This window comes from Pseudomonas sp. 1912-s, from assembly GCF_029269205.1.
GTDB lineage: Bacteria > Pseudomonadota > Gammaproteobacteria > Pseudomonadales > Pseudomonadaceae > Aquipseudomonas.
On the sequence record NZ_JARIXR010000030.1, the window covers coordinates 20424 to 35036 of the forward strand.

A 14613-nucleotide genomic window follows, 5' to 3' on the forward strand; every position below is an offset into this window, starting at 1 on the left:
TGGTGTTGAATGCTTGTGCGGGGGCGCGACTTTACTACCCCGTTCGATTGAATGTATTTACCTCGTGCCCGATTCGCGCAGGCGCTGCGCTTCACAAATCTCTTCCCAACCCTTTTGAATGCGGCCGGTGTACTTGCCACACGAGGCACCTTCCAGCTGTGCGTCGATAAAGTCGCGCTCGGGATCAACCCAAATAATGCCGACAAGAAAAGCGGCGCCCGTCGCAAGGATGAGCACCGCCATTAAGCGAGTCGCCGTGAAGCGCAAGATTGCCCTGGATGACCGGGATTGCTCGAATACATAAGCGATCACCAGCCCGATGCAGCTCCACACAAACCCGCCGATCACAATCCCGAAGGGCACTGAGTCAAGATAACCCAAGTACCCCACCATGAAGGCGGTCGCAAAGCCGAACATCACTAACAGGCAAACCCACTTCAACATCAGCCAGCCGGCCTTGAACGTCCTGGCAATCCGCCCATCGTATCGGCCGATCATGCTGGATCTGCAGTCGTCACCGGAATACGTTCGCTGGGCGCAGTCACGTCATACACATGCTGCTCGCACCCCGCGCCGATAATCACGAACTCCACCAGGTAAACCTTTTGCTTTTCCGGCTTGAAGGTCGAACTCTTGGGGCCGCAGGCATAGACGATTTTTTCGGCGTAGCGATAGTAGTTGGAGTCGTAGACCCGTGACTCTCCGATCACTTCAAAAGCCTGCCCCGGGTCAGCCTGGACTTCCAGCTGAGGGAAACGTTTGACCGCAGCGCTATTGGCGACCTCGTTCATTTTGGCGATCCAGCCGAACACCTTGCCGCGACCGGAATCCACTACCGTCCCGAGGATTTCCGGGCGTTGGTCCACATCGGCACTGCGGCGTACGGAGAACTGCACCGGGTAGGTGAAACCGGTGGCCTTCATGATGACTTTGGCGTGCTCGGGATCTACCTCGACCTTGTTCTGCTGCAACTGGACGCCGTCCTTGAGCAAGCTCGGGGACGAGTCACGCGCATTGGAATGGCACCCGGCGATAGCTACGGCAAGGATCAACAGCGGGACTTTGACTCTGTTCATGTTCAACCGAAAAAACTCCTGTAAGCGGTTTCAACCCTGACGACCACCTCGTCAGGTGAGAAATCCAAGTGGTTCAATACTGACGTTCCCATTGAAAACAGCGGGTTTGTCACAGTAGGTGATGACAGCCCAAGCTGTTGGCGCACTCGGTAAATCGCGCCGACTTCCACCAACAACACATCAAACGGCGGGCTTTTGAATTCGGGTTTCCAGGCGCCGCCATTGTCCTCGGCATTAGCCAAGTGATACCGACCAAGCTCCTCCAGCACCACCGCCAACTGCTGCTCGTCAGCCCAGTTGTCGATCACCGACTGATAAACCCCCAGGTTCATCGAACCGATCTGCGCGACGGCTTCCTCCTGCGAATAAACGGAGTAAAGCCACAACATGAACGGCTCGAAGTGCCGCCCTTTCAAAAAGCGCGCATCAACGGCGCCCGGCACAGACAGCATCCCGGCCAACACATCGGCCGTCGATGACGCCAGGTCACGCCGGTCCGCAGCCATGAAGGCCGCGAGCAAACACGCGGCATGGCTCAGATGATTGCTCAGGTCAGGCACCGTCTTGATGCCTTGGAGAAAACGCGTGTTGGAGAAGGACTTGGCTCTCAACATCAGTGCCCAGTAGCGGTACATCATCGAACGGGCGACGTCCTTCCAGCCGGTTTCGTCGCCGTCGAAAATGGCCACTTCGCCTCGAATGCCGTAATGGACCGCAAGCATCCCCAGGGAGTCCGAAACGTTGTCAAATCCCAGCAACGAGTCACTGGCCAGGTCCTCGTCCAGGAACTCAAGCTCTTGAGCAACCATGACAGGCGAGCGGGTCAGCCAATGCCGATGTTTTTCAAGAATGCTGTTTACTTTTTTCAATCTCGTTTTCCTCTTGAATCCCAGCCAATCATTACCGCGCCCAAGGCGACACGCGTAAGACTTGCCCCTTTAAATCGACACCGATCAAGTTGCCACTGACACTTTCAGGCGATTTCCTGAACTCCCTGAGCATCAGACGAGCGCGTTGCTGATCCAGAATATCAATGTTCTTGTAACGCCCTTCGCCGGCAGCGGCCTGCCCCAGCACATCCTCGATGAACATCGTCATATTTTGCTGACGGTCGGAAAGATCGCCAATATTGCCTGTGCGCGAGGTTTTCACTTCGGTAAATGCAAGACGACCGTCCGGTGTACGGCTCACGATATCAATACCGTTGCCACTGCTGTTCTGCACGGAAAAGATGTCGGTATGCTTATTGTCACGCAGGAAAGTTTTGGAAATGTCCTCGCCCAAGTCACCCACCTGCAAGTTGCTCAGCGCTGTCAGATCCTTGCCCCGGGATGCAGCAAACAGGTCCAATGCACCTGTCGGACTACTTGGCAACAAGCTGCTGAAGTCCCAGGTTTTTTCTACGACTTTCCCGTTGAACGTGGTCGCGGCAGGTGGGTAATCGCCGGGCAGTTTGCCGCTGAAAATACCTTCCGTGCTGGTCCAGGCGGGTACGCTGGCGGCACCTTCTTTTGCGACAACAACGGCTTCGGCTTCCAGGCCACCCAAGGCTTTTCGGGCGGCCATCCGTTCCAGAAGCGCCTCAACCACGGTCTTCGCAACTTTTGCACCTGGCATCAGCAGCGCCGCGGCATCCAGTTCCGGCGAGACGTTCAAAAGCCCTTTCCCGGCAACATGGGACAACCGCTCAGCCGCTGATTCTACCGTGGGCTGATAGCTCGACAACTGGGAAATCTCATTCGAATGCTCGGCTGTCTGCTGCTGACCGTACTGGCGCCATTGCGAATAAACCGCTCCGGGGCCATACACGCCGGCTGCGTTGAACAGCGTTAAATCATTGAATTGTTTTTCGGTAGCGCCGAATGCATAGACCTTATCGCCATTCGCGACAATCTGGCTTCCGTTGCTCCACGTCAGCGGGATTTTCTGTGCGGCCAGTTCAGCAACGATGCTTTTAGCGAGACTCAAGTCCTCGGCAAAATGCTGAGACTGCGGGTCATTGCCTGAAGACTGCAGGACCAATTTGTTCAATCGCACTTCGTCAGCCGCATCAACGGCGCCACCGGCTGCGATCATCAACAAATCTATCCAACGTGTACTGGACTCCGGTTTGCCCCGGGTCTTCTCCAGCTCCTCGGCTTTTTTCTCCAAGACCGGGATTTCTTGCTGCAAATGCAGTTGGCGGTTAAATGCCTCAACCCCATTGGCCGTGCCACCGGCAACCACCGCGCCCGTTATCCCGTTGCCCGACCCTACCGCGCTCCCGACACCGGCCGCAATCAGCGAAGCAACCGCATTCTGATCCGCTTCCGTCATCCCGCTGCCCTTGAGGGCGTTGGCAATGGAAGGCATCACGGCGGCAGAAGCACCGGCACCCAATGCCCCACTCTGCGCACTGCCACTGGACAAGCCTATCGCCGCCCCCGCCAACGCATGCAACAGGATCCGTGCGGCACCACCCTCTGCCCACGCAGCTTTAGTCGCGCTATCAATGCCTTCGCGATTTTTCTGAGCGTCGGCAAACGACCCGATTTTATTGAAAATGTCACTGGATGTCGTATTGGCAACAATCCCGACCGCCGTGCCGCCGGTTGCGCCACCCAGACCTGCCGCAATCAGACCCGAGGCAATGTCCGCCATCAGTTTCTTGTCACCACCGACCTTCCAGCGCTGAGCTTCGGCATAGGCGGTGCTTGCCGCGAGAAGTGTCTCGCCAGCCTCCGGTGAGCCCGCAGCTGCCTGTGCTTTCGCCTGGTCGCCGAGCTTCTTGGCCTCATCCGACTTGGCCTTCGCTACCGTGCTGATAACGCCGCTGGCCAACTGGGCCGAGCCCTGAATCAGGTCGATACGTTCCTGCATGGCCTTTTCGTCTGGCCGGTCAAGGCGCTGGTTAGCGTTGGCCGTGTCGCGATTGAGCCCCACCAGGTCGTTGGCGCCCTCAGGGTTACGCACGATGATCGTGCCATCGCTGACCGCACTGCGCGTGTGACTGCGATCGTCCTCCTTGAGCGCCACCGGAATGCTGCCGCCTAATGAGGTACCGCCACCGCTGCTGAACGACACACCGATGCCGGCCGACTGGCTCTGGATCTCACTGGTGTTCTTGATGTCGCTGACCACCAAACGATCGGTGTTGAGACGGTTTTTGTCGGCCGACGCGTCGCTGGCAATCACGGCGCCCTGCAAGTTCGTGGTCTTGCCGACATTGATGTCGTAGCCTCCCGCGCCGGCAAACAACCCGCTCTGGTCGGTCACGGCCTGATAGTCGCTGTTCATCTTGGCGGCGGCAATATTGGCCGAGCCCGCGACGGTGGAGCCATAGCAGAACGGCGGAATACAGATACTGGCGCCGAACCCGGCACTGCTCTGCTTGCTCTTCGACGACTCAGTGTCCTGACGGGAAACAATATTCAGGTCACGGCCAATCGAGGCCTTGATGGTGTCTGCCCGCACCTGCGCCCCGGCGAGGGTGGCGTCGCGGCCGGTTTGCAACAACAGCGAGCCGGTGTCCAGTGTCGTGTTGACCTGAGTGACAGAGTTGCCGTTACCCATGTTTTTGGCGCCCTGTGCGCCCAGATCAAGGGTGAAGCCGTTCTGCTCGCCGATGTTGAAGCTGGCGCCAATCGCCGTTCGATTGTTCGAGCCGTCATTCTTGCGGTCGACGGTGTCTTGCGCGCTTTGCAACAGCACGTCATTTTTTGCCAGCAACGAGGTGCTGCCAGCCTTCATGCTGCTACCGGTGATCTGGATATCACCCAGCGTATCTGCCGCCTCGCCCGTGGCAACAATCGCCAGTTCCTGCCCGGCATTCAGGGTGCTTTGCCTGGCTGTCTGGCTGTTGTACTCGCTGCTGCTTTTACTGCGATTGTTGGCCAGTTCGGTGCCGATCTTGATCAGCGAGCCGTTGCTCGGGCTACCGCCTTGTTTGTCTTTGAAGCCGGTACTCTGGCCGTTGGCGTCCGAGGCCTGGCCACCCATGTTGTAAAACGCCAGGGCAGCCTGGGCTATTTTCACCGCTTTGAGGCGTGGGTCATCGGCATTTTTGGCGGCCTTGGACGCGTCGCGAATAGTGCGGGCCGAGTCGACGACAGCCCCGCCTATCACCCGGCCCACCGCCAGGCTTCTGGCGCTGTCTTCGCTGGTTTGCCTGGCGGTCTCGGCACCGGCGGTAATGCTCACGTTAGAGCCGGTAAGCGCCATGTTTTGGGTACTCACCAAATCACTGGCCACCACGCTCAACTCACGCCCGGCGGTCAACGTCACGTTGCCGGCGCTGGAGCCCACGGTGCTGCCGGTCAGGGTGGTTTCATTCGCCGTGCCGTTGTGTTTCTGGCTGTTGATATACAGGTGCTGGTTGCCGGTCAGGTCGTCCAGGCCCAGCTTGTTGCCGGTCAGGACACCGGTCAGGTCGCGATTTTTTTCCTTGTGCATGTCGGTGCGCGAGAAAGTGTTCTGCGCCGCATCGATGGTCAGGTCACGCCCGGCTTGCACCACCAGGTCGCCCGTACTGACCAGAGCCGAGCCGGTGACCTGAGCATCACGCTTGGCCGTCACCGTCACGGTGTCGCCAGAGACCATACTGCCCACTGCGGTGGTACGATTTTCGTCGACCTTGTCCTGAACCTTGCTCGACTTGAGGCCACCCCAGCTGCTTTTGCTTTCCTTGCGCTCATGGCGGGCGCTGTCGGAATCGCTGACAGCGAGAATGCTCACATCCTGCCCCGCCGCCAATCGTGCGGCACCCTTTTCTGCCGTGATGGCACTGCCGGCCAGCAACAGGTTTTCACCGGCCACCAGAGTGCTGTTGCCGCCCGCGCTGACCAGACTACCGACATTGTTAACGGTGCCTGTTTCATCAAGACGAAATTTCTTGCCCTGGGACGTCTTCTTGGTCTTGCTGAAGAAGCTGTAGTCCTGATCCTGCGCGGTTTGCAGCGTGAGGTTTTTTCCAGCGACCAGGTAGGCCTCATTTGCGGCATTCACCTGGCTGCCCACCAGTTGCAGATCCTGCCCCGCACTCAAGGTCGCATCCCCCCCGGCCTTCAGTACGGTGGAGACCTGGCTCACATGGTCTTCAACGCTCTTGACCTTCTTGGAGTTGAACGCCGAATGCTGCTCATTGGCAGCCGCCACCAGGTTCAGATTGCCCGTAGCGCCCACCCCGATATCGCGCTTGGCCTCGATCTGGCTGCCAGCCGCGCTGACGTCACGCCCGGCGACCACATGGAAGTCGCGCCCGGCATCCACCACAGAGCCCTGCTGGGTGATGGTCTCAACGTGTGAGGTGTTGCCGATGGCGCCATTGCTCAGCGTCTGCGCGGAGACCAGGTTGACGTCGCGAACCGCCTGAACCGTCGTATCGCCACCGCTTTTCAGCGCCCCGCCGACGTTATTGATATCACCACCGGCGTTCAGCAACAGGCTACCGGCGGACTCGATCCGCGCCGCGCTGTCGATGAAATCAGTGCGCTCCACACGGTAATCACTGGCGCTCTCATGCGTGGTGACACTGCGTGCATTCAGCAAATCGCCGCCCGCCGACAGTTCGACATCACGCCCGGCAATAATGCCGCCGGCACGGTTGCTCAGGTTGTTGCTGGTGAGCAAATCAAGGCGGTTACCGGCTTCCATCAGGCCGCTGTTGCTCAGGTTGCCAGCGCTGGCCAGCAGGTTGTTGGTGGCGCGCAGGGTGCCGACGTTGTTCAGGTCCGCGCCGGCCATCAAGTTCAGGTCACTGCCTGAAATCAACGCACCGTTGGGTGCCAGGCGGTTGCTGGCCTGGGCCAGGTACAGCACCGGCACCAGGACTTTTTCGCCGGCGACGGTGGCGTTTTCCAGCCAGACAATATCGTGGGTCAGCGCCGCCACTTGCTCGGCGGTGAGGCTCACGCCCACGGCGAGGTTGAGGGCTTGCTTGCTGCTGACGGCGTTGTCCATCAGGTACTTGAATACGCCGGCATCGCTGGTCTGGCCGTCGATGAAACGCTGGCCGGTGCGGGCGATCACGGCTTGCTGGATCAACCGCTGTTCGTAGAACCCGTCACCGAGGCGACGCTGGGCGGTATCCGGGTCGTAGCCCAGTTTGGACAGCATGTAATCCGAGCTCATGAACTGACGCATATCGGTGAGCAGCGGATTAGTCTCGATCAGGTACTTCTGCGGGTTGGTCGCGAATTGGCTGTTGGGCAGCCCCTTCACGCCGCTGCCGTCGTTGAGGTGAAACAGGCCGTTCTGCCCGGTAGGCAAATCGAAGCCCGGCAGGCCGAGGGGATTGACCTGTTGCTGGGCGATGTCCGGCGGCAGTTGCGGGTTGAGAGAGACCTGGGTGGAGTAGCCTGGCACGTGGGTATTCGCGCCGCTGCCAACGTAGGTGTAGCCGCCACGGACTACGTTGTTGTCGATACCGGCCTGGGCCTTGATGTCCACGACTCCGCCCGCCTGGATCACGGCCGAATAGCGTTGGTCCGAGGGCGCCAGTTCGGTGGTTTTGACGGGCACCCATTCTTTTTCCATGGTGCCGATGAAGGCCGCCATGGCCGCTTCAAGCCCACCCAGGTCTTTCGGGTTGTACTTGGCGCCGCCTTGCGAATAGCGCTCGGTGAATTCGGCGGCAGGCCGGCTCCAGATTCCCTGGTTGCGATCACGCTCGGAGGCGAATATCCGCTCACTCAACGTGTCATGGGTCACGACGCCGACGTTGGTCAATTGGGTGACACGGGCGGTCAGGTTGCCGCCGGCGGCGATGCTACTGCTGCTGTTGAGCAACTCCCCGCCGGTCAGCAGCATGGAGCCGCCGGAAGTGATGCTCGACGCCGCACTGGCGCCGGTGACGATCAAGCGTTCGCGCTGGGAGATGAGGAACGGCCAGTTTTCCTTGCCGCCATCACAGTCACCACCGGTCACGTTGAAGATGCACGCAGTCGGTGTGATCGAAGCGCTGTAGATCCCCGACTCAGTGGTCAGCAGCGTACGGATATTCTGGATCGTGCTGGCCGCCAGGCTCAGGGCCCCGTCGCTCTGGACCGTGGCGGAGCTGTTGATGATGCTGCTGGCGAGGCCACCCTGGCCGTCACGGTCGATGCGCAAATCGCCCATCGAATAGACCGTCGCATCGAGGTTTTTCAGGGTGTTGACCTGCAGGCCCATGTTGGCGCCGCTGAAGATCAAGCCGTGGTCGTTGACCAGGTTGTCAACGACCAGGTCGACGCTGCCGGGGCTGGCGAGAGTGCCCTGGACCAGCCAGTCCTGCCCTTTGCCGACCAACGACGACGTGCCCAGCAATCGGCCGGTGGACGTTTGAGTCAGGTTGCCGACATTCACCGTCAGGCGCCCGGCCTGGATTACGCTGTTGTTGGTCCAGGCCGCCTTGTCGAGGGTCAGGTCGCCATGGGTGACAAAGCTGCCGCCGACGTTGTCAAGATTGAGACCGGCGATGTCGAACACGCCATTGCCCACGTGCAGCACGCTGCCGCCCTGGTTCTGGAAGCTGCCGGCGCCCAGGGTCAGGTTGGTGTTGGCGGCCTCCAGGGTGCCGCCGTGGTTGTCCAGCAGGCCGCCGATGGCGAAGCGGGTTTTGCCGGTAGTGCCCAGGGCTCGCAGTTGGCCACTATTGCTCACACTGGCCGTGGCGACATCGAGGATCGTCGCACTCTCGATCAGGCCACGGTTGTTGAGGGCGCCGCTGAGGCTGAGGTCAATCTGCTCACCGGCAATCTGCCCGCCGTTATCCACATTCCCACCGTTCAGGCGGATGCGATTACGGGCGAACAGGTTGCCGTCGCCGTTATTGAAATCCTGCGCGGTGATCACCGCGTCGCCGGCTTTTGCGGCAATCCGCCCGCCGCCGTTTTCCAGGGTGCCGGCGGTGATCGTCAGGCCGGCATTTTCACTGTGGACCAGGCCACCGCCGCTGTTTTGCAGCAGGCCTGTGGCGTTGATGTTCAATACATCGTTGCCGGCCACAGTGCCTTGATTGCGGTTATCAAGGCTGTTGGCGAACAGCGTCAGCAAGGTCTGGCTGGTGAGCTTGCCGCCCTGGTTATCGAGGTGACCGGCACGCTGGATCAGCACCGGCCCGGCGCTGGCGAGCCTGCCGCTGCGGTTGATCAGGTCGCCGAGCAGGTCGACGGTCAACGCACCGGTGCTGGTCAAATTACCGGCGCTGTTGTCCAGGGTCTTGCCGTGCAGGTCGAGCGCCGCGCCACTGTCGATGGAGCCGTCCTGGCTGTTGTCCAGCAACTCGCTGACGTTGAGGGTTTGCGCGCCGGTGCTGGAGATCACGCCCTTGTGACGGTTATCAACGTGGGTGCTGGTGATGTCCAGGGTATTACCGCTGAGCACGCGACCGTTGTTCTGGTTGTCGAGGGTACCCGCGGTGACTTTCAGCGCTTGCCGGGCGCTCAACCCGCCACCCTGGTTGTTCAGGGTTTGCGTAGCCTTGGCGGTGACATTGCGGCTGGCGATCACGTTGCCGGTGTTGGTGATGTTCTGGCTCTCGAGGCTGACATCACCGGTTTTGTTGCGGGTGTTATCGTCGTTGACGCCGGCTTCGATGATGCCGTTGTTGGTCAATTGGCCGTTGCTGGCCAGGGTGACGGTATCCCGCGCAGCGAGGGACTTGCGATTCTTCAGTTCACCCGTGGTGTTCAACTTGAGGGTAGTACCGGCATACACCGGACCCTGGGCATCGAGGCTCGCCGCCTTGACGTCTACTGCACCGCTGGCAGCGGCCTGGGCCATGCTCAAATGGCCATTGGCATCGAGCTGGATATCGCCGCCGCTGGCCGCCAGTGTGCCGTCGAGCTTCACGCCCACACCGGCTTCGGTGCCCACCAGTTTGATCGCACCGGCGTACATGCCGCCCAACGCCGAAGAGTCGATCGCCAATTCCGGCTTGGCGCTGCCATCGTCGGCACGCGCGGTGGCTTTCAGGGTTTGGGCATCGACGTCGTTGCGACCGGCGATCACCGTCAGTTGTCGCGCATTGATCTGCGCGTTGATCTTCGCTGAACGGGTGATAATTTCGAAGCGGTCGACATTGCTCGCATTCAAACCCTTGCCGTCGATGGTCACGGCGCCGCCATCCACCTGGTAACGGTCCACACGGCCGTCATTGATGATCGGTTTGCCGGTGGTCAGGGTAACGTTGGGGGTGTTGATAAAACCGCAACCGCTGCAACTGATGCCGTAGGGGTTGGCGACGATGACCTTGGCCGACTGGCCCGCCACTTCGGTGTAGCCGCGCAGCTGGCTGGGGCTGCCACCGTTGACTTCGTTGAGGATGACATTGGCCGCGCCGCCCCGCAGGTTCGGGTTGCCGACAATGATGCCGCCCAGTTGGGTGCTCTGCAGCGCGCTGTTGGCGTTGTTGAGGATCACGCCGTTGGGGCCGACGTTATAGTCCTTGAATTGGTTGTGGGACAAGCCACTGCCGTTGGGCGTGGCGATGTTCACCACAGGCACGCCATTGCCCGCCTGGCCCACCGTGGTGCCCGGCCCGCTGACCACGATGCCATCGGCATTGGCCAGCAGCGGCTGCCAGAACAGCAGGTTGGCCAGGATCAGCACCAGCCCGCGCTTGGGCAAGCCGAGAAACGAGTCTTGCGCCTTCATGGCAGAGGAAGGCTGGCGGGCATATTGGCGAACATCCATTTCAAACTCTCGATGCAACTAGGCGGTGAATTACAGGAAGAAGTCCATACGGAAGTAGATCGGCGCTTCGCGCTCGCTGAGCGCGGCCGGTCGTTCCAGGGAGTGGGCGAACGTCACGCTGGTGCTCACGTACTTGCCACGGGCAAACAGCTCCAGGGAGTTGCTCGACACCCGGCCATGATTGGTTCCGTTGTAGCGGTCGTTGCGGATCACACCCTGGTCGTAGCCGACACTGGCGCCGTATTCGGCAAACGCCGGGCGCATCCAGTTCCAGGTCACCGGCCGCGCCCAGCGCAGGTCGTTGCGCCAGTAACCGCCGCTGTCACCCGTCAGTTGCTGATCCTTGATGCCGCGTATCGACGATGAACCACCGAGGCTGATGCGCTGGGGGGCGTACAGCACGTCTTCACTGCGCTGCCCGGTGGCCAGGCTGGTGAAACTGAATGACTCGCCCCACCACGTGAACGGCTGCAGGTAGCTGACGGTGGCGGTGTATTTGCGATAGTCCGGGGTGGGCGTGAGATTGCCGTAGGGGTCGCGGTACTGCTGGTTACTTTGGGCATCGAAAGCGCCGATGCCGTTTTGCATGCCGAGGTCGACGTTGATGAAGGCACTGCCGATCCGCCGCCCGTGGTTGATGCCCAGTTGCAACTCGCTGAGGCGGTTGCTGCTGACACCCAGGCGTTCACCGAGGGCGTAGTTGTTGGTGCGCAAATGCGATACGCCGACGTTGACCGAGGTCTTGCTCAAGTCGTCGCGGTGGATGACGCGTTCGGCGCGCAACTGGTGGTTCTGGCTGTCGCCCGACTGCTTGAACTTATACCCGTCGGAATCACCCAAAGCGCGGTAATCACTCTGGTTGTAGGTATACGTGAAGTTCCACCAGCCCCAGGGTACGTTGTAATACAGCATGCTGTTTTTCGAGGTTTTCTGGTGATCGCTGATGGCATCATGGCCGCCGCGCAGCACCAGCTGATCGGCCAGGCCCAGCGGGCTGTCCCACTCAAGGCCGGCGCCCCACTGCTGTTCGCCAGTGCTTTTCTGCCCGTCGTTGTTGCGTGAAAGCATCGCGCGCCAGGGCTTTTGCGGGACGTTCTTCACCAGCACTTCGCTGCCGCCTACCTCGGTGCCAGGGGCCAGTTCCATCTGCGACTGTTTCGACGGCAGGCGGCTCAACTGGTCCACCAACTGCTCGATTTCCCGCAGGTTGAGTTGCTCGCCGACCTTGCCGGGAAACGCCATGGCCAGCTCGCGTTGGGACAGGTTGCTGCCGTCGGCGCCCTTCAGGCCTTCGAGTTTGCCCTCCACCACCAGCACGCTCAGGTGGCCGCTGGACAGGTCCTGTTGTGGCAGGTAGGCGCGACTGGTGACCATGCCTTTGTCGATGTAGTAATCGGTGATTGCCTTGAGCAATTCATTGAGCTGGGAAACCCCCAGGCACTGGCCGTTGTAAGGCTTGAGCAAGCGCGCACGGTCAGTGTCGGAGAGGCTGTCGGCGCCCTTGATCTGAATGTCTTTGATCGGGAAGCAACGGGTGTCGGCCGGGGTGGCAGGCGCCTGGGGTTTGGCTTCTTTGCCGGGCAGGTCCTTGAGTTCTTCAAGGCGCCGCTGCTGTTCTTCCAACAGGCGGTTTTGACGGTCGCGAATCAGGTCCTGATCACCAGGCGTGGGTGCTGCGGCCGCGCTGTTTAGAAAAAAACAGGCAAGCGAGGCAATACACAGCAAATACCGAGTCCGTGGCAATAACATGTTCGATCCGTCGATAAACAAGGGGCGGCAAACTAACATCGAACTCCGCAACGGCCAAAACCGCGGCTTAGTTGGAAATTCAAAATAATTAGTTCGTAAGCTGCTGATTAACAACAACTAAAAAATTTATCAGTGAATGCAGTTATATGTCCTGAACAATTATTCCGACAAACGGCAATTCTTTTGATACTCACCCGACACAGACTTCAACAAATGCCACTAATTAGCCATCAAGCTTGTGCCGAGTTAAGTTAGTAACTGTAATACGAGAAAAGTTCGGGTTAATTTTGTGAATTGGATCCCATTTATCGGCCTGAAGCCTCTTTGACCCGCTCATGCCCCGGCACCAGCTTCAATCCTGCCCGCTCGACATGCCGCGACACGTGCGCGGTCACCTCCTGCACCCCGCCTTCGTGGTCGTTATGAATCACCAGCACACCCGGGCGACGCAGTTGCTCCAGGTCGCCTTCGCCCAGGCTGAAGCTATGGCTCAGGCGTTGGTCGCTCAAGGCTTTGGCCGCCGAGCGCCGCTGGGCAAACCGTTTGCCGCGTCGCTGCTGGTAACGTGCCCAACTGATCAGCACCACCGCGTTGAATACGGCGATCCACAGGTAGATCTGCAAGGTTTCCATCGCCGCAAAAATCGGTGCTTCGACCCGGGGGCCGCCGTGGCTGTCGAGCATCGGTAGCAGCCCGCGCACCAGCAGGATGATCAGGCCGGCCCAGGCCAGCAGGGTCAGAAATACGTCGATTGCCCACATCACCGGGCGCTGTTGGGTACGGATCAGGTTCATGGTTGCAGTTCCTTGGTGGGGGCTTTGATACCGCGATCCGGGCTGACCCAGCGCGCGCGTTTCTGGTGTTGGCGGAACAGCACTTTGGGGAAGCTGACCAGCGTGGTGAACAGGCTCACCAGCCAGAACACCAGCGGGTACCAGACGGTCCAGAACAGGGTTTTCCACAGGCCCTTTTCATAGCGCCGGTCGATCATGATGCTCACCGCGAACTGCACCAGGCACACCACCGCCAGGAGCAGGCCGGTAAAGGCCGGCGGCATCAGCGAGTCGACGGCAATGGCGGCGGGCAGCGTCACGACTTTGCCCACGGCCCAGAAAATCACCGAGAGCAAAAAGGTGAAGGCCCAGCCGGTGGACAGGCAGTACTCGAACAGCAGTGGCCACAGGTAGCGATGGCGCCATTGCCAGATGCCCCGGATGTTCTTGAACAGCACTTCGGCGCCGCCCTGGGCCCAGCGCAGGCGCTGCTTCCACAGGCCGCCGAGGGTTTCCGGCATCAGGATCCAGCACAAAGCGCGGGGCTCGTAGAAGATGCTCCAGTGGTCCAGCTGCAGCTTCCAGCTCACGTCGATGTCTTCGGTGATCATGTCGGTGCTCCAGTAATCGACCCGGTCCAGGGCCGCCCGCCGAAACGCCACCACCACGCCGGAGACGGTGAAGATCCGCCCGAATACCCGTTGGGTGCGCTTGATCAAACCGATGATCGAAGAGAACTCGCCCACCTGCACCCGGCCGATCAAGGTCGAACGCGTACGAATCCGCGGGTTGCCGGTGACGGCCCCCAGGCGCGGGTTGTCGAGCATCGGCGCCACCAGGTACGCCGCCGTGTTCGGCGCGAGCAACGCGTCGCCGTCGATGCACACCAGATATTCACTGCGCGCCGCCACCGCGCCCATGCGCAGGGCCACGGCCTTACCCTGGTTCTGCGCCAGGTGCAGCACCCGCAGGCGCGGTTCTTTCAGGGCCAATGCATCGAGCACGGCGGCGGTGTTGTCGCTGGAGCCGTCGTTGATCGCGATCACTTCGATGTTGCGGTACTGCTGGGCCAACGCGGCGCCGATGGTCTCGGCGGCGTTGTCGCCTTCGTTGTAGCAAGGGATCAGGATCGAGATCAGCGGTTCGCCGGCCAATACCGGCGCCGGGGTATCGTCAGCCCACGGCCAATGGCGCTCCCAGTGCAGCCAGAAGTACAGGCCGCCGGCGATCCACAAGCCGGACATGAACAGTGGATAGAAGAACACGAAGTCCATCAGGAACTGCCCGGTGACCAGAAAGATCAGGCCCAGGGGCACACCCAATACCAACGACAAGACAATAAGCGCGAGGATTCTGTCGAACAT

Annotated in this window: 7 protein-coding genes; all 7 read right to left on the reverse strand. The window is 60.4% G+C overall.

Annotated elements, in window-relative coordinates; all coding sequences use genetic code 11:
• Window positions 1–57 precede the first annotated feature (57 nt).
• The 7 genes from P3C29_RS27185 to pgaC all read right to left on the reverse strand — a co-directional run bounded on the left by P3C29_RS27185 (window position 58) and on the right by pgaC (window position 14613).
• Complete coding sequence (locus P3C29_RS27185) at window positions 58–498, reverse strand: hypothetical protein (protein ID WP_242487122.1); 441 nt, start codon at window positions 496–498, stop codon at window positions 58–60.
• A complete protein-coding gene (locus tag P3C29_RS27190) occupies window positions 495–1076 on the reverse strand; it encodes a hypothetical protein (RefSeq protein ID WP_275965915.1) in 582 nt (193 codons plus the stop codon). The genes P3C29_RS27185 and P3C29_RS27190 overlap by 4 nt, the downstream gene beginning before the upstream one ends.
• 2 nt (window positions 1077–1078) lie before the next feature.
• Window positions 1079–1945 (reverse strand): hypothetical protein, encoded by an 867-nt coding sequence (locus P3C29_RS27195; RefSeq protein WP_201125843.1) that lies wholly within the window; start codon window positions 1943–1945, stop codon window positions 1079–1081.
• Between the two features lie 31 nt (window positions 1946–1976).
• Complete coding sequence (locus P3C29_RS27200) at window positions 1977–10727, reverse strand: hemagglutinin repeat-containing protein (protein WP_275965897.1); 8751 nt, start codon at window positions 10725–10727, stop codon at window positions 1977–1979.
• Between the two features lie 30 nt (window positions 10728–10757).
• Entirely contained in the window at window positions 10758–12476 is a 1719-nt protein-coding gene (locus P3C29_RS27205; RefSeq protein WP_275965898.1) for a ShlB/FhaC/HecB family hemolysin secretion/activation protein, read from the reverse strand.
• Between the two features lie 305 nt (window positions 12477–12781).
• On the reverse strand, window positions 12782–13270 hold the full coding sequence (gene pgaD, locus P3C29_RS27210) for a poly-beta-1,6-N-acetyl-D-glucosamine biosynthesis protein PgaD (RefSeq protein ID WP_201125841.1): 489 nt from the start codon (window positions 13268–13270) through the stop codon (window positions 12782–12784).
• Window positions 13267–14613 (reverse strand): poly-beta-1,6-N-acetyl-D-glucosamine synthase, encoded by a 1347-nt coding sequence (gene pgaC / locus P3C29_RS27215; protein ID WP_010168780.1) that lies wholly within the window; start codon window positions 14611–14613, stop codon window positions 13267–13269. The genes pgaD and pgaC overlap by 4 nt, the downstream gene beginning before the upstream one ends.